General features: G+C 69.8%; 17 protein-coding genes. 4 read left to right on the top strand and 13 right to left on the bottom strand.

The window, feature by feature from the left end:
* Positions 1-146: 146 nt before the first annotated feature.
* The 4 genes from ACPPVW_RS13085 to ACPPVW_RS13070 are packed head-to-tail and all read right to left on the bottom strand — an operon-like array spanning position 147 to position 4,567.
* On the bottom strand, positions 147-1,007 hold the full coding sequence (locus tag ACPPVW_RS13085) for an aldehyde dehydrogenase family protein (RefSeq protein ID WP_426623551.1): 861 nt from the start codon (positions 1,005-1,007) through the stop codon (positions 147-149).
* Positions 1,004-2,539, bottom strand: a complete 1,536-nt coding sequence (locus ACPPVW_RS13080; protein WP_426623550.1) for an aldehyde dehydrogenase family protein — start codon at positions 2,537-2,539, stop codon at positions 1,004-1,006. Before ACPPVW_RS13080 ends, ACPPVW_RS13085 begins: the two co-directional genes overlap by 4 nt.
* A gap of 16 nt (positions 2,540-2,555) precedes the next feature.
* Positions 2,556-3,596 (bottom strand): deoxyribose-phosphate aldolase, encoded by a 1,041-nt coding sequence (gene deoC / locus ACPPVW_RS13075; protein WP_426623549.1) that lies wholly within the window; start codon positions 3,594-3,596, stop codon positions 2,556-2,558.
* A complete protein-coding gene (locus tag ACPPVW_RS13070) occupies positions 3,593-4,567 on the bottom strand; it encodes a sugar-binding transcriptional regulator (protein ID WP_426623548.1) in 975 nt (324 codons plus the stop codon). The genes deoC and ACPPVW_RS13070 overlap by 4 nt, the downstream gene beginning before the upstream one ends.
* Before the next feature lie 131 nt (positions 4,568-4,698).
* On the opposite strand from ACPPVW_RS13070, the gene ACPPVW_RS13065 reads away from it, so the two are divergent.
* Positions 4,699-5,307: a hypothetical protein gene (locus ACPPVW_RS13065; protein WP_426623547.1), complete on the top strand. Its 609-nt coding sequence runs from the start codon at positions 4,699-4,701 to the stop codon at positions 5,305-5,307.
* Between the two features lie 38 nt (positions 5,308-5,345).
* Here the strand turns inward: ACPPVW_RS13065 and ACPPVW_RS13060 are convergent, their stop codons facing one another.
* From ACPPVW_RS13060 to ACPPVW_RS13035, 6 genes are read right to left on the bottom strand one after another with little or no spacing between them, the layout of a single operon-like run.
* Positions 5,346-6,560 (bottom strand): MFS transporter, encoded by a 1,215-nt coding sequence (locus ACPPVW_RS13060; RefSeq protein WP_426623546.1) that lies wholly within the window; start codon positions 6,558-6,560, stop codon positions 5,346-5,348.
* A complete protein-coding gene (locus ACPPVW_RS13055) occupies positions 6,557-7,501 on the bottom strand; it encodes a bifunctional riboflavin kinase/FAD synthetase (protein WP_426623545.1) in 945 nt (314 codons plus the stop codon). The genes ACPPVW_RS13060 and ACPPVW_RS13055 overlap by 4 nt, the downstream gene beginning before the upstream one ends.
* Entirely contained in the window at positions 7,498-8,007 is a 510-nt protein-coding gene (locus ACPPVW_RS13050; protein ID WP_426623544.1) for a hypothetical protein, read from the bottom strand. Before ACPPVW_RS13050 ends, ACPPVW_RS13055 begins: the two co-directional genes overlap by 4 nt.
* A gap of 25 nt (positions 8,008-8,032) precedes the next feature.
* Entirely contained in the window at positions 8,033-8,401 is a 369-nt protein-coding gene (locus tag ACPPVW_RS13045) for a hypothetical protein (protein ID WP_426623543.1), read from the bottom strand.
* A complete protein-coding gene (truB, locus tag ACPPVW_RS13040) occupies positions 8,398-9,321 on the bottom strand; it encodes a tRNA pseudouridine(55) synthase TruB (protein WP_426623542.1) in 924 nt (307 codons plus the stop codon). Before truB ends, ACPPVW_RS13045 begins: the two co-directional genes overlap by 4 nt.
* Entirely contained in the window at positions 9,318-9,956 is a 639-nt protein-coding gene (locus tag ACPPVW_RS13035) for a TetR/AcrR family transcriptional regulator (protein WP_426623541.1), read from the bottom strand. Before ACPPVW_RS13035 ends, truB begins: the two co-directional genes overlap by 4 nt.
* A 91-nt stretch (positions 9,957-10,047) precedes the next feature.
* Here ACPPVW_RS13035 and ACPPVW_RS13030 point away from each other — a divergent pair, with 91 nt between their 5' ends.
* A complete protein-coding gene (locus tag ACPPVW_RS13030) occupies positions 10,048-11,529 on the top strand; it encodes a DHA2 family efflux MFS transporter permease subunit (RefSeq protein WP_426623540.1) in 1,482 nt (493 codons plus the stop codon).
* Positions 11,530-11,626: 97 nt separating this feature from the next.
* Positions 11,627-12,628 (top strand): ketopantoate reductase family protein, encoded by a 1,002-nt coding sequence (locus tag ACPPVW_RS13025; protein ID WP_426623539.1) that lies wholly within the window; start codon positions 11,627-11,629, stop codon positions 12,626-12,628.
* Positions 12,629-12,653: 25 nt separating this feature from the next.
* Here the strand turns inward: ACPPVW_RS13025 and ACPPVW_RS13020 are convergent, their stop codons facing one another.
* Entirely contained in the window at positions 12,654-13,244 is a 591-nt protein-coding gene (locus ACPPVW_RS13020) for a hypothetical protein (protein ID WP_426623538.1), read from the bottom strand.
* A 38-nt stretch (positions 13,245-13,282) separates the two neighbouring features.
* On the opposite strand from ACPPVW_RS13020, the gene ACPPVW_RS13015 reads away from it, so the two are divergent.
* On the top strand, positions 13,283-14,152 hold the full coding sequence (locus tag ACPPVW_RS13015) for an A/G-specific adenine glycosylase (protein ID WP_426623537.1): 870 nt from the start codon (positions 13,283-13,285) through the stop codon (positions 14,150-14,152).
* 24 nt (positions 14,153-14,176) lie between these two features.
* On the opposite strand, the gene ACPPVW_RS13010 is transcribed toward ACPPVW_RS13015, so the two are convergent.
* Both ACPPVW_RS13010 and ACPPVW_RS13005 read right to left on the bottom strand, forming a co-directional pair.
* Positions 14,177-14,467 (bottom strand): YciI family protein, encoded by a 291-nt coding sequence (locus tag ACPPVW_RS13010; RefSeq protein ID WP_426623536.1) that lies wholly within the window; start codon positions 14,465-14,467, stop codon positions 14,177-14,179.
* A 4-nt stretch (positions 14,468-14,471) separates the two neighbouring features.
* Complete coding sequence (locus ACPPVW_RS13005; RefSeq protein WP_426623535.1) at positions 14,472-15,437, bottom strand: class I SAM-dependent methyltransferase; 966 nt, start codon at positions 15,435-15,437, stop codon at positions 14,472-14,474.
* Positions 15,438-15,445: the final 8 nt, after the last annotated feature.

Genomic DNA, 15,445 nt, shown 5'->3' with positions numbered 1-15,445 from the left:
GGGCGGAGGGGTTCTTCCTCGGCGCTTCATTCATAACAATTTTCCTGTTAGATTCTTGGGTTCTAACAGAGTTGATGTAAGCAATGAAAGAGCCGGGAACCGCAACAGACCCTGCTCGGACTCGCCAGTCGGGGAGTCCTCTCCGATCAGATGAGACTCTTGGTGTGCCAGACGGTCTTCGTCTCGGTGAAGAACGCGATGCGGTCGATCGAGGGCGCAGCGGCGTCGGGTCCGTTCTCCGGGGCGAGCACGCGCTTGAGCGTGTCCGCCGCGGCGATCTGCAGGTCGACCCACTCGAGCGCGCCGGCGCCGACGAGGTCGAGCGCGTTCACGTCCGCGTGGGAGGCCAGCCACGGCGCGATCTCCGCCGGTGAACCGGTGAGGATGTTGACCACTCCCCCGGGCACGTCACTCGTTGCGAGCACCTCGCTCAGGCTGATCGCCGAGAGCGGGAAGCGCTCGCTCGCCACGACGACGACCGTGTTGCCCGCGACCAGCGCTGGGGCGATCGCGCTGACGAAGCCGAGGAGGCTGGAGTCCTGCGGCGCGACGATCGCGACCACGCCGGTCGGCTCCGGCACCGAGATGTTGAAGTACGGGCCAGCGACAGGGTTGGCGTTGCCGACGACCTGGGCGAACTTGTCCGCCCAGCCCGCGTACCAGACCCAGCGATCGATCGCCTCGTCCACCTGCGCGCCGGCGGCGGCCGCAGAAGCGCCCTCCGCCTTCTGGATCTCGTCGACGAACTGCGCCCTGCGGCCCTCCATCAGCTCCGCGATGCGGTAGAGCACCTGGCCGCGGTTGTACGCAGTCGCGCCGGCCCAGCCGGAGAGCGCGCCACGCGCAGCGACGACCGCGTCGCGCGCGTCTTTGCGGGAGGCCTTCGCGGCGTTCGCCAGGAACGCACCCTTCGACGACACGACCTCGTAGCTGCGGCCAGACTCGGAGCGGGGGAATTTGCCGCCGATGTAGAGCTTGTAGGTCTTCGGCACGGCCAGTCGGCTCATTTCGTGACTCCCTTGCGGGTGGAGGTGCGGGTGGAGGTGCTGCTGGGGGTGCGAGCGGCGGAGGTGCGCGCCGAGGCGATGGCCGCCGGCAGCGACCGGCCGGGCACCAGGTAGGCGCCGAGACCGTGACGGCCGCCCTCACGGCCGTAGCCCGACTCCTTGTAGCCGCCGAACGGGCTGGCCGGGTCGAAGCGGTTGAACGTGTTGGCCCAGACCACGCCGGCGCGCAGTCTGTCGGCGACGGCGAGGATGCGGCTGCCCTTGTCCGTCCAGATGCCGGCCGAGAGGCCGTATGGCGTGTTGTTCGCCTTGGCGATGGCCTCCGCCGGGGTGCGGAAGGTCAGCACGGAGAGTACGGGGCCGAAGATCTCCTCGCGCGCGATGCGGTGGCTCGTCGACACGTTGTCGAAGATCGTCGGCGCGAACCAGAAGCCATTCTCTGGGATCGCGCACTCGGCAGTCCAGCGCTCGGCGCCCTCCGCCTCGCCGACGTCGGACAGCTCGCGGATGCGTTGCAGCTGCTCCGCACTGTTGATCGCGCCGATGTCGGTGTTCTTGTCGAGGGGGTCGCCGAGGCGCAGCGTGGAGAGCCGGTGTTTCAGGCGGTCGACGACCTCGTCGTGGATGCTCTCCTGCACCAGCAGACGGCTGCCGGCGCAGCACACGTGGCCCTGGTTGAAGAAGATGCCGTTGACGATGCCTTCGATGGCCTGGTCGATCGGGGCGTCGTCGAACACGATATTCGCGGCCTTGCCGCCGAGCTCGAGGGTGAGCTTCTTCTCGGTTCCGGCCACCGAGCGCGCGATCTCGCGGCCCACGGCGGTCGACCCGGTGAAGGCCACCTTGTTCACGTCCGGGTGCGCGACCAGGTCGCGCCCGGTCTCGCCCGCGCCCGTGACGATGTTCACCACACCGGCCGGGAGGTCGGCCTGCTGCACAATCTCCGCGAACAGCAGGGCGGTCAGCGGCGTGGTCTCGGCCGGCTTGAGGACGACGGTGTTGCCGGCAGCGAGGGCGGGGGCGATCTTCCACGCCAGCATGAGCAGCGGGAAGTTCCACGGGATGACCTGCGCGGCGACGCCGAGGGCACGCGGCGCCGGACCGAGTCCGGCGTGCTCCAGCTTGTCTGCCCAGCCCGCGTAGTAGAAGAACCACGCGGCGACGAGCGGCACGTCGACGTCGCGGCTCTCCTTGATCGGCTTGCCGTTGTCGAGGCTCTCGGCCACGGCGAGCTCGCGGGCGCGCTCCTGGATGATCCGGGCGATGCGGAACAGGTACTTGCCGCGGTCGCTGCCGCTCATGCGCGACCAGACGCGGTCGTAGGCGCGCCGTGCGGCGGCGACGGCGCGATCGATGTCGGCGGAGTCCGCGGTCGCGACGGTCGCGATACGCTCCTCCGTCGCCGGGGAGATGGTCTGGAACGGCGTGCCGTGCCCGTCGACGAACTCGCCGTCGATGAAGAGCCCGTACTGGTCGCGCAGGTTCAGGATCGCGCGCGACTCGGGGGCGGGTGCGTACTCGAGAAAGCTCATGGTGTTGTCGTCCGTCTCAGTCGATCGTCACGTAGTCGGCGCCGGAGTAATGGCCGGTGCGCAGCTTCTGGCGCTGCAGCAGCACATCGTTCAGGAGGCTGGACGCACCGAACCGGAACAGGTGCGGCTGCAGCCACTGCTCGCCGACCGTCTCGGCGACGGTGACGAGGTACTTGATCGCGTCCTTGGAGGAGCGGATGCCGCCCGCGGGCTTCACGCCGATCTCCTCGCCGGTGAGCCGGTGCCAATCGCGCACGACCTCGAGCATGAGGAGGGTGACCGGCAGGGTCGCGGCGGGCGACACCTTGCCGGTCGACGTCTTGATGAAGTCGCCCCCCGCCAGGATGCTCAGCCAGGAAGCGCGGCGCACGTTGTCGTACGTGTTCAGTTCGCCGGTCTCGAGAATCACCTTGAGGTGAGCGTAGCTGCCGTCGTCGCGACGGCAGGCCTCTTTGACGGCGACGATCTCGTCGAAGACGAGGCCGTAGCGTCCGGAGAGGAAGGCACCGCGGTCGATGACCATGTCGATCTCGTCCGCACCGGCGGCGACCGCGTCGGCCGTGTCGGCGAGCTTGACCGGCAGGGAGGCGCGGCCGCTCGGGAACGCGGTCGCGACGGCCGCGACATTGATGCCCCCGGCCTGCCCCGTCTCGCGGGCCACGCGCGCGGCGTGCGAGGCGCCGAGCGCCTCCACCGCGTACGGCACCATGTCGCCGTAGACGCAGACGGCCGCGGGACGCGGCGCGGTGAGGTCGCTCGGGTCGGGCGTGAGCGCCTTGGCGACGAGCGAGCGCACCTTGCCGGGGGTGTCAGCACCCTCCAGCGTGGTGAGGTCGATCAGCTCGATCACCTTGTCGAGCGCCCAGGCTTTGCTGGAGGTCTTGATTGAGCGGGTGCCCAGGCCGGCAGCGCGCTGCTCCAGCCCGACGGCGTCCACTCCCGGGATGCCGCCCAGGTAGCGCCGGAGCGACCCTTCGGTGAGGTCGCCGCCCAGCACCTCCACGGCGCGGGCCGCCGGTGCGAGCGTGCGCACGGGCGGTGTGGTCTCGATGGTCATGTGAGTTCGTTCCTTTCACTCGGCACGGTGCGGCCGAGGAGGTCGTTGGCCGTCGACTCGTCGGTGATGATCGTCGTGCACAGGCCGCTCGCGACGACGGCGTGGGCCACCCGGTGCTTGGCCTCTCCTGCGATGACCGCGATGGAGGTGCGGGCGCCCCGGAGCTCGTCGAGGCTGAGCCCCAGCGTGCGGCTGTCGAGCTCGGGATCGGCCACCTGCCCGTCGCCGTCGATGAAGCGGCCGACGACGTCGCCCACGGCGCCCTTGTCGGCCAGCGCCTGAACGTCGTCCGGCGAGAGGTACCCGGAGTCGACGTGCACCGAGCTGGTGTCGACGACCCCCGCGCTGAAGAGGTAGGCGCTGGCGCCGCGGGCCAGCTCGAGCACCGACTGCACCGACCGGTCGGCCTCGATGGCCCGGCGGGTCGCCGCCTGCTCGAAGATAGCCGGGCTCGGGAGCAGTGTCGCCGTGCCCTGCGCCTTGCGCGCGATCACCACGGCGGTGTCGGCGGCTGCTGTCGCCTGCCGGGTGCTCGACACGCTCCCGTTGATCTGCACCGGGTTCACGCCGACGGCCCAGCCCGGCCGCAGCCGGGCGGCGACCGCGTGCAGCGTGCGCCCCCAGCTCACGCCGAGCGTCCGTGGCACCGGTCGCAGCGTGGTCAGATAGTCGGCGGCGGCCTGCGCGACGCGCGCCTGCACGTCGGAGTCGGCCTCGGCGGCCGGAACGACGACAGCGTCGTCGAGTCCGTAGAAGCCGCACAGCTCACGTTCGAGAGAGAAGCGACGCGCGCTCGGGTGCACGATCTCGATGCGCACGAAGCCGTGCTCGCGTGCCGCCACCAGAAGCCGGCCGACCTTCCAGCGCGAGACGTTGAGGGCGACGCCGATCTCGTCCTGGGTCTTGCCGGCCTCGTAATAGAGTTCTGCGGCTTTGACGGCGAGGATCTCGTCGGTATCGTTCAGGGCCACCCGACCAGCTTAGGACGGCGTGCAACGCTTGCGCATGGCCCGCTCAAATGAGCAAAGAGCGTGCTCAGCGGTCTTCGAGCGCGACGGGACCGCACCCGCGTAAACCGTGAGCAGTCCGATACCCTCGCCACATGCGCGTCAGATTGTTCGTCACCCTCGGGGTTCTGATCCCCGTGGGCCTGGTAGCTGGAGGCTACTTCGCAATCGAGTTGCTCAGTCTGGATGCGAATGTGATCACCGCCCTGGCAACTGCACTGGCCGCCGCTTTTGCCGGGGCCTCGGCTGCGGCTTCGCTCGTTGCCGCGCGTCAGAGCACGGCCACCGCACGCGACGCGTCTCGCGCGTACGCATACGCCACCAAGCCTGACCTTCTGCTCTACCTCCAACCGAACGACAACGGGCGCTTGCACGTCACGGTCGAAAACATCTCCCTCCACATCGTCGGCCACGGCATACTGTCGTGGCGACTCAGAGACGGCACAACCGGGCGGCACACGTTCGGATCGATCGACGCACTCACTCTTCCATGGCAACGCGGAGACGCACTCGGGCCACACCTCGACGTCGACCTCGGCAACGCACCCAAGGTCGACGGCACCGACTACATCACCGTCGACTACTGGGGACCCTATGTCCCCACAACGGGATGGCGACAGGACTACGAAATGCACGTCGCAACCGGTTCAGCAACAGTGCATGCGGGCCGACTCTCACCCTCGCAAGAAACCGAACTACACTAACCCGCCTCGGGAGGGTCCTTACCCACGCCAGAGCGTGCTCAGCGGTCTTCGAGCGCGACGGGACGGGCGACGACGGCGCCGGCCGCAGCGGCGACGAGCGCGGTCGCGGTCAGCACCAGCAGCGGCACCGTCCAGCCTCCCGTCGACTCGTGCAGCACGCCGACGGTGAGCGGGCCGAGCGCTCCGAGCGTGTAGCCGAGCCCCTGCGTGAAGCCGCTGAGCGCGACCGAGCCCGCGTGCGTGCGCGTGCGTACGTTGATCAGCACGAGAGTCAGCGGGAAGAGCAACGGCCCGAGTCCCGCGAGCGCCACCCACAGCCACGTCGCCGCGCCCGGCGCCAGGATGAGTCCCGCGTAGCCGGCGAGGAAGAACGCGACGCCCGCGTAGACGAGTAGCGCCACATTGCGCATCCGAGCGGCGAGCAGCGGCACGAGCAGCCCGGCCGGGATCCCCATGCCCGCGTAGACCGACAGGAGGACGCCCGCCTCCGCCGGCGGGGTCCCGGCGACGTCGTGCACGATCTGCGGCAACCACGCGAACATCGCGTACGCGTTGAGACTCGAGACCGCGAACAGCACCGCCATCGCCCAGGCGAGGCCCGACCGCCAGACGCGCGCCACCAGCGAGCGCTCGGCCTCCTCGACCTCCACGTCGTGAGCCGGATGGGCCGGCCGGTGCGTGATGACGATACGCAGCCACGGGAGGATGGCGAGCACGCTCATCAGAGCCCACATGCCCACCGAGACATGCCAGCCCGCAGCGTCCGCGACCGGCACCGCAACCAGAGGCGGGAGCAGCGTGCTCACCGACATCACCGTCGCATACAGCGCCGTCACCAGGCCGATGCGGTCCGGGAAGTACCGCTTCACCAAGGGCGGCAGGAGGACGTTGCCGACGCCCATCCCCGCGAACGTGACGGCGGAGCCGATCGCGAGCACGGCGAACGAGCCGGCCGTCGCCCGGAGGACGTGCCCGGCCAGCATCACTCCGAGCGCGATCAGCAGTACCGTCTCCAAGGCCAGCCGCCTCGTGAAGACCGGTGCGAGGAGGCCGAACAGCGCGAAGCACACCGGCGGCAGCATCCCGAGCAGACCGACACCGACGGCCGACACCGGGAACTCCGTCCGGATCTCCGAGAAGATCGGCGACAGGGCCGCGACCGCCGTGCGGAGGTTGGCCGCGACCAGCAGGATGCCGAGCAGCGCGACGGTGCGCCCGTGCCAGAGCGGGCGAGTCGCCTGCCGTGTTGTCACGCGCGCTCTGCGGTCAAGATACGGCGCGCCTCGTCGACGTCGGCGGCGATCTGGGCGATGAGCGGCTCGATGCCCGAGTAGGCCACCATGCCGCGGATGCGCTCGGCGAAGGCGACATCGACCGTGTGGTCGTAGAGGTCGAGCTCGCGGTCGAGCACGTAGGCCTCCACCTGCTTCTGCGGCACGCCCTGGAAGGTGGGGTTGTTGCCCACGGAGATCGCCGCGGGATAGCGCGTGCCGTCGTCGTCGGTCAGCCAGCCCGCGTACACACCGTCGGCGGGGATGAGTCCCTCGTTCTCGGGAGACAGGTTGGCCGTGGGGAAGCCCAGCTCGCGGCCGCGCGCGGCACCGTGCACGACGACGCCGCGCACGGTCGGGACGGTGCCGAGCAGTTCGGTCGCGTGTCGCACGTCGCCCTCCGCGAGCAGGTCGCGGATCCATGTCGACGACACCCGGCGGCCTCGCTCGGGGCGGACGTCGTCGATCAGCTCGACCGTGAAGCCGTAGCGCTCCCCGAGCGATGTCAGCATCGTCACGTCGCCCGCTCCCTTGGCGCCGAACCGGAAGTCGCTTCCGACGAGCACTGCCGCCGCGTGCAGTCGGTCTACCAGGATGCGGTGCACGAACTCCTCGGGCGGGAGGTCGGCGAGCGCGCGGTCGAAGGACACCATCAGGGTGGCGTCGATCCCCGTCTCGGCGAGGAGCTCGAGCTTCTGCCGTTTGCTCACCAGCGATGCGGGGCATCTCTCGGGGGCCAGCACCTCCAGGGGGTTGCGGTCGAAGGTGATGACCGCCGCCGTCAGCCCGCGCTGGGCGGCGACGGCACGCAACCGGTCGATCACCGCGCGGTGACCGGTGTGCACGCCGTCGAACTTGCCGATCGTGACGGCGCTCGGCCCGAACCCGTCCGGCACCTCCGCGACGCCGTGGAAGACCTTCACGAACGGGCTCCGTCGTCGGCCGCGGTGTGGGTGTCGGTGTCTTCGGTCGGGTGGTGCCGGGAGAGCCAGGACAGGCCGAGGATCGGCAGCACCAGCGGGATGAACAGGTAGCCCATCCCGAAGACCGACCACACCGTTGCGTCCCGGCCGAACGGGTCGATGTCGTGGAGGCCCAGAGCCTCCGGCGCGAACAGGCTCAGGGCTCCGATGATCAGCACACCGGCCAGCTCGAAGCTGATCGTGATCCACGCGACGCGGTACCAGAACCGGCCGGGAGCGACGAGCGCGATCGTGGCGACGATGTACACCACCGCCGACAACGCGGACAGCGTGAACGCCACCGGCGCCTCGTGGAAACGGTCGATGATCTGGAAGACGCTGCGACCGGTTGCCGCGAGCGCCAGCACGCCGTAGACGAATACGAGGAGGCGGCCGACGCCGGAGATGCGGCGCCGCGGACGGGGGTCGTCGGTGTGTTCACGTCCGGACATGGTGTGGTGTGACATCGGTAACGATTCTATTCGCGCCGCCTCAGGCGCCCTGCACGAACCAGATCTGCCCCATCCGGTAGACCATGACCGCGATCGCCAGGCACACACCACCCAGGATGACGGTGCTCCAGCGGTTGCGTTCGATCAGCGCCCAGAACCCGCCGGCGAGCGGGAGGAGGAGCGCCGAGATCAGGTAGATGTAGAACTCAGCGAGGCTGCCGCTCGGCGAGTTGCCGAGGGCCGGTGCGAGGATGGCCATGACCAGCTGCACGATCAGGAGCAGCTCGACCAGCGCCACCGCGCCCATCGTGACGTCTCCCGGCACGCGCCCGGCGAGGCCGAGCACCAGGCAGAGCACGCCGGCGATCACGGCGACGCCCACCTGCAGCGCCACGAACCACTCGATCACGCGGACGCGATCTCGTCGGTGGGGAAGTTCACGAGCGTCCGTGCTTCCTTTCCGTGGAACTCGACGAGTCCCACCAGGGCGCCGCCCGGGGCGATGGCCGCGACCGGTTCGCCGGAAGCGCCCTGCCAGTCCGCGACGTGGATGCGGCGACCGTGCGTGAGGTCGATCGCCTGCTGCTCGGTCAGCTCCAGCATCTCGAACAGCTCGGCGGCCGCCTGGGCGGCGGGGATCAGGGCGGCACCGGGATCGAGAGAATCGAGTTCTCCGGCGTCGCGCACCTCGAACGGCCCGACGCGCGTCCGGCGCAACGCCGTCAGATGCCCGCCCACCCCAAGCCCCGCTCCGACGTCGCGCGCGAGCGACCGGATGTAGGTGCCGGATGAGCAGACGACCCGCACGTCCAGCTCGATCGCGACCGGGGCGTCGTCGTCCGGCAGGCGCCGGGCTTCGAGCAGGTCGAATCTCTCGACCGTCACCGCGCGCGGCCGGAGCACGACCTCCTCGCCCGCCCGGACGCGCGCGTAGGCGCGCTTGCCGTCGACTTTGATCGCGCTGACGGAACTCGGGATCTGCTCGATCTCGCCGGTGAGCGCGGCGATCCCGCTCGCAATGGCGTCATCGGTCACCGCGGCGACCGCAGCCGGATCGGCCTCCGCCGTCACCTCGCCCTCCGCGTCGTCGGTCGTCGTCGTGGCTCCCAGCCGGATAGTCGCGAGGTATTCCTTGTCGGTGCCCACGATGTAGGTGAGCAGCCGCGTCGACGAGTTGAGACCGAGGATGAGGAGGCCTGTCGCCATCGGGTCGAGCGTTCCGGCGTGGCCGACCTTGCGGGTGCCCGCCAGCCGGCGTACGCGCGCGACGACGTCATGGCTCGTCCAGCCTCCCGGCTTGTCGACCAGGATGAGACCGCTGCCGCTCATGCGTTCTCGCCGGCGACGTCGAGGACCAGCTGTAGCTTGGTGCGGAACGTGGACTCGATGATCTCGGTGGCGCAGACGTCCTTGCCGTACTCCGCGGGCAGCTTGAGACCGAGGAGGGTGTTCAGCAGCATGCCCTCGGCGAGGAAGGTGCGCGCCTCGTCGGGCGAGAAGCCGACCTGATCGCGGACCATCTTGTAGATCGCGAGGAAGCCCTCCCTGGCTCGCTCGCCGATGATGGCGTCGTTGCCCATCCCGAACGCCTGCATGAGCGAGAGCAGGATGCCGCGGTCCTCGATCAGATCGACGTAGGCGAGCCCGAGCCGGCGGCCGATCTCGTGGTGCTCGCCGACGGCTCCGTCGTCGCCCGCGGGCGATCCGCCGGCCTTCCAGTCGTCGATCGTGGACTGGAAGCTCGCCATCAGCTTGTCGAGCGCTCGCTGCAGCACCTCGACGAAGAGGTTCTCCTTGCTTCCGAACATTCGCACGACATACGGCTGGCTGATCCCCGCCGCCTTGGCGATCTGGTCGGTGGTGGCGCCGAAGTAGCCGCGCTCCCCGAAGACGAGGCTCGCCGCACCGAGGATCTGCTCGCGGCGCTCGGCCGAGGGGATCCGTTCACTGATCGCAGAACTCATGGTTGACAGGTTATCAGTCGATTACTAAAGTGCGATGTAATCATTCGATTACAAACGAATTCACCCGATTCTTCAGGAAGCGATGCGTCCCATGACCACTACCCGTCCCGGTACCGCAGACAGCCCTCTTCGTACGACGCGGCGCGTGCCCGTCTGGCTCGCGATCGTCGCAGCCTCCCTCCCGATGTTCATGGCGACGCTCGACAACCTCGTCGTCACCAGCGCCCTCCCCGTGATCGCCCGCGACCTCAGCGCCTCCATCGAGGAGTTGCAGTGGGTGGTCAACGCCTACACGCTGAGCTTCGCGACGCTCATGCTGATGGCGGTCGGCCTCGGCGACCGGCTCGGCCGCCGCTCGGTGTTCCTCGGCGGCATCGTCGTGTTCACCCTGGCGAGCGCCGCCAGCGCCCTCGCCACCGAGCCGTGGATGCTGATCACCGCCCGGGCCGTGCAGGGCGCCGGCGCCGCCGCGCTCCTCCCCCTGTCGCTCACGCTGCTGGCCGGCAGCGTCAGCCAGCGACTGCGACCGGCCGCGATCGGCATCTGGGGAGGCATCTCCGGCCTCGGCGTCGCCCTCGGCCCGCTGATCGGCGGTGCGGTCGTGCAGGGCTGGAACTGGCAGGCGATCTTCTGGCTCAACGTCCCACTCGGCGTGATCGCCGTGCCGCTCGTGCTCCTCGCGCTCCCGAACGCCTTCGGCGACCGCGTCCGGGCCGACGTTGTCGGCCTGCTGCTGGCCGCGCCCGGCGTCCTCGGGTTGGTCTATGGCATCGTCCGCGGCAACGACGCGGGCTGGGACAGTGCAGAGGTCCTGTTCTCCCTGGTCGCCGGCGGCGCCCTCGTGATCGCCTTCGTGTTCTGGGAGTCGCGCACCTCCGCCCCGCTGCTGCCGCTGCGACTGTTCCGCGACCGCAGCTTCACTGTTGCCAACCTCGTGGGTGCGACGTTCAGCTTCGGCATCTTCGGTGCGATCTTCATCCTCATCCAGTTCCTCCAGGTGGTGCAGGGTCACACCCCGCTCGAGGCGGGCGTGATGACGATGCCGTGGACACTCGCGCCGATGGTCGTGGCGCCGCTCACCGGACTGGTCTCGGGTCGCACGGGCACACGCCTCCCGATCGTCGTCGGGCTGGTGTTCCTGGCCGGCGCCATGGCGTGGATCGCCGGCACGCTGTCCGCCGATCTGCCCTACTCGCAGATGTGGCCGCCGTTCCTGCTCGCGGGCGTCGGGATGGGCCTGGTCTTCGCGCCGAGCTCGACCGCGGTGCTGGCGAACATGCGCAGGGCCGACCATGCCAAAGCGTCGGGCGCCAACTCCACTCTGCGTGAGATCGGCGTCGCCCTCGGGGTCGCTGTCCTGACCGCCGTCTTCACCGGGGCCGGAGGCACGCTGACGCCGACCGGCTACGTCGACGCGGCCATCCCGGCGGTCTGGGTCGGGGCCGGGGCCCTCGCGGTCGCGGCCGTGATCGCGCTCGCCCTGCCGAGCCGCCGTCGCGCCGCCGGCGACCTCCCGCCGGCCGTCGCCGCGACCGAGCCCGCCGCCCAGCCCACCCCTGTCCTCGCCGACTAGCGCAACGAACTGGCACGACACGCCGCCTCGGCAGTGCGCGAGGCGGCGTGTCCTGCCATTTCGTTTCGGGCAGCGCGTGCGGCATAGGCTGGACGGCGTGCGTATCGGGGTCATCGGAGCGGGAGCCATCGGGGGGACGGTCGCGGCACTGCTCGACCGTGTGGGGCATCTCGTGGAGGTCACCGCGCGCGGCGACCACCTGACCGCGATCCGCGCCGACGGGCTGCAGCTCGACGGAGGCTGGGGCAGGCACACCGCGCGCGTCGCGGCGGCCGAACGGCTGCAGACCCGACCCGAACTCGCGTTCGTCTGCACCAAGGCGCACGACGCCGAGTCGGCCATCCGCGAGAACGCCGACCTCCTCGACGGCATCACCGTCGTCATCGTGCAGAACGGCCTCGCCGGCCTGCGGCTGGCGACCGAACTCCTGCCAGGATCCGACTGCGTCGGAGCGCTCGCCCTCTACGCCGCCAGCTACCTCTCCCCCGGCGCAGTCAGCGTGACGACCACAGCCAACACCTACCTGGGAGCCGGCGAGGGCGAGCCGCCGCAGTCGGCCGTGGACGCCGCGAGCATCCTCGACGCCGCGATGCCGAGCTTCGCCGTCGACAACTTCACCGGCTGCCAATGGACGAAGCTCATGGTCAACCAGGTGAACGCGATGCCCGCCATCACCGGCCTGAGCGCGCAGGAGACCCTCGGCGACCGCCGACTGCGGCCCATCGTCACCGCCAGTCTCCAGGAGGCCGTGCGCGTCGGCATCGCCCGCGGCGTCCGTTTCGGCAGCATCCAGGGTCTCGACGACCGCATCCTCCGGTTCGTCGCCTCTGCCCCGCGCTGGGTCGCACAAGCGGTGCCCCTGCTCATGCGGAGGCGGATGGGCACGACGCCGAACCCCGGGTCGACGCTGCAGAGCATCCGCCGCGGTCAACCGAGCGAGATCGACTACCTGAATGGCGCCGTCGTCGCGGAGGCCCAGGCGAACGGCGGCGAGGCGCCCGTCAACGCCGCCCTCACCGCCCTCGTGCACGAAGTGGAGGCCGCCCAAGCCTTCATCGCCCCGGCCGAGGTCGCGCGCCGGTTGCAGCCGTTGCTCTGATCAGGCGCACGGACGGATCGGCAGGTCACGCCGATTCGGGTCGCGGCACGCGCACGGGCGCGAACGGGTCCGAGTCGTCGACGAGGATGGTCGCGACGTCCTGCGGCCGCGCCTCCTCCACGTAGATCGCGCGCTCGGGAGCGTTGACGAGCAGCACCGACGCGTTCCACTCCCGTCGCAGTTCCGGTCGCAGCAGGAACTCGCCGTCGATCACCAGCACCGCATCCGCGCCGGCGGTCTCCCATCTGCTCCCGACGGGAACGTCCCGCGCCTCGTCGAACGCCCTCGTCTGGAAACCGGTGCTGCCCGCCATCCGGAACGGGTCGATCAGCACGCGCCGCAATGTCACGTAGTCGAAGGAGTCGCGATAGAAGTCCGTCGGCGTCTCCGGGCCGAGCAGGGTGCGGTCGGCGCGTGAGCGATGGAAGTCGCCGACGGACGCCCGATGTGTGTCGGAGCCCGCCTCCCGGAACACCTCGGCCAGGTCGTCGGCGAACGCGGCCGTTCCCCCGCCTCCATCGACCGCAACGATCACCCGCCCCCGGGGTGCCACCGCGCGCACCTCACCGACGATCTCGCGTAGCACGAGCACCCGGGGTGTCGGAGGCAGCATCATGCGATGAGCATATGCCGTCCGTGCCCTAGCCTCGAAGCATGCCCGATGCGTTCGCCTCCCTGGTGGTGGACTGGTACCACGCCAACCGGCGCGACCTCCCGTGGCGTCGTGACGGCTTCACCGCCTGGGGCACGCTCGTCAGCGAGTTCATGCTGCAGCAGACGCCGGTTTCCCGCGTGATCCCGCGTCTCGAGGAGTGGCTGACCCGGTGGCCGACGCCGGCCGACGTCGCCGCCGTGCCGCCAGGGGAGGCCGTGCGAGCCTGGCAATCGCTCGGCTACCCGCGACGGGCGCTCTGGCTGCACGCGGCCGCGGTCGCGATCACCGAACGGCACGGCGGTGTGGTGCCCGACGATGTGGAGGCCCTGCTGGACCTGCCGGGCATCGGCGACTACACCGCTCGCGCCGTCGCCGTCTTCGCCTACGGCGCGCGGCATCCGGTCGTCGACACGAACATCCGGCGGGTCATCGCCCGCGCCGTCGATGGTCAGGGCGAGCCGTCGCCCCCGAACGCCCGACGCGATCTCGCAGCGATGTCGGCCCTGCTCCCCCAGGAGCTGCCCGTGGCGGCGGCTTTCAACGCTGGGATGATGGAGCTCGGCGCGATCGTCTGCGTCGCCCGGTCGCCGCGCTGCGACGACTGCCCGCTGGCGCAGCAGTGCGCCTGGAGGGCGGCCGGTTACCCGACTTATGAGGGTCCGCGCAAAGCCGTGCAGAAGAAGTACGAAGGAAGCGACCGCCAGGTGCGCGGTCGCATCCTCGCGGAGCTGCGCGCGTCGCACATCCCGGTCACTCCGGAGGAACTCGAAGACGTCTGGCCGGACACCGCGCAACGCGAACGCGCGCTGCGCGGACTGGTGGAGGACGGACTCGCCGTGGCGGAGGGTGGCGGATACACGTTGCCGTGAGCGCCCGGCTCGCCTGCGCAGAACTCAGTTCTCGGCGAACACCGCCGGGTCCCAGTCGAGGATGCGCGAGCGATGCACCAGCCCCTCCGTCACGAACGGATCACCGGCGCGGAACCGCTCGGCGGCCTCCCTGGAACGGAAGATCGCCATCGACCCCTGGGTCGCCGGGTCGCCGAACGTGCCGATCATCAGCACCTCGCCCTCCTTCGCGAACTCGTCGAGGTAGGCCTTGTGGCGCGGGTAGGTGTCGACCAACCGCTGGAAGTGCTCCGGCCCGGCGTCGGGGTCGGCATCGTAGAACGAGACGGCGTACATGACTTCAGCGTACGAACGTCTCGGCGAACGACGCCAGCAGATTCTTGCGCGCCGCCGCCGCCCGCGGACGCTCGCGCAACTCGCGCAACTCGTCCCAGCCCGGCCAGGCGATCAGCTCGCGACCGTCGACGGCGTGGGAGCGCTCGATCACGTGGTCGGGGACGTCCTGCGGATCGGCAGACGTCAGAACCGGGAGCAACTCGTCGTATCGGTCGGCGAGCACCGTCGACGACGGATCGAGGGAGAGCACGAGCACGACGCCCGTCGGGAACGTGTTGACCGGAACGACGATCAGGTCCGGACGTCCGGCGCGCAACAGCTCGACCACCTTGTAGACGTCGCCGGCCCAGGAGTCCGTGTAGCGGTCGCGCGCGGCCTCGTGGATCGAGCGCGGCATCATGTCGTCGAGCACGACCACGCTGAGGGGGCTGACCAGCTTCTCGACGTTGACGAAGTCGCGGTAGGCGAACTCGGCCCAGTGCATCCCGTCGATGAACGCCAGGTCGAGCGGCGTGCCCGCGAGGTGGTTCCTGGCCTGTGGGGAGTCGAAGAACTCGTCGCTGGTCTGGCGGGCGAGCAGCAGATCGGAATGCAGCGGGCTCACGATATGGAATGCCGGGTCGATGCCGATCGTCTTGGTGCGGGAGAGTGTCAGCGACCGGCCGTCGTCGACGCCGATCTCCAAGTACGCACGCGGCTCGAGGACGCGATGGAGGCCCGTCAGGAACTCGTGGCGGGTGAGCGTCGGTTCTGGGAAGCGTGTGACGTCGAACGGATAGATCCGGTAGCCGTTCGGCGCGAGCGGGTACTGCGCCTCCTCTGTCTCCGCCTGGGGTGCCGGACGCTCCGACGGAGCGATCCACGATGCCAACGAGGCCCGGGCTTTCGACTCGGCGTTCACGAGTCGGTCGATCCGCTCGGATCCGATGACGGGCGAGAGGCTCCTGCGCACACTGTTTCTCACACTCACGCAAGCCA

It is taken from the genome of Leifsonia sp. McL0607 (assembly GCF_049993355.1).
In the GTDB taxonomy this organism is placed as follows: Bacteria; Actinomycetota; Actinomycetes; order Actinomycetales; family Microbacteriaceae; genus Leifsonia.
The sequence above is the reverse complement of the archived record's forward strand: the minus strand, read 5'-3'. Positions and strand labels throughout refer to the sequence as shown.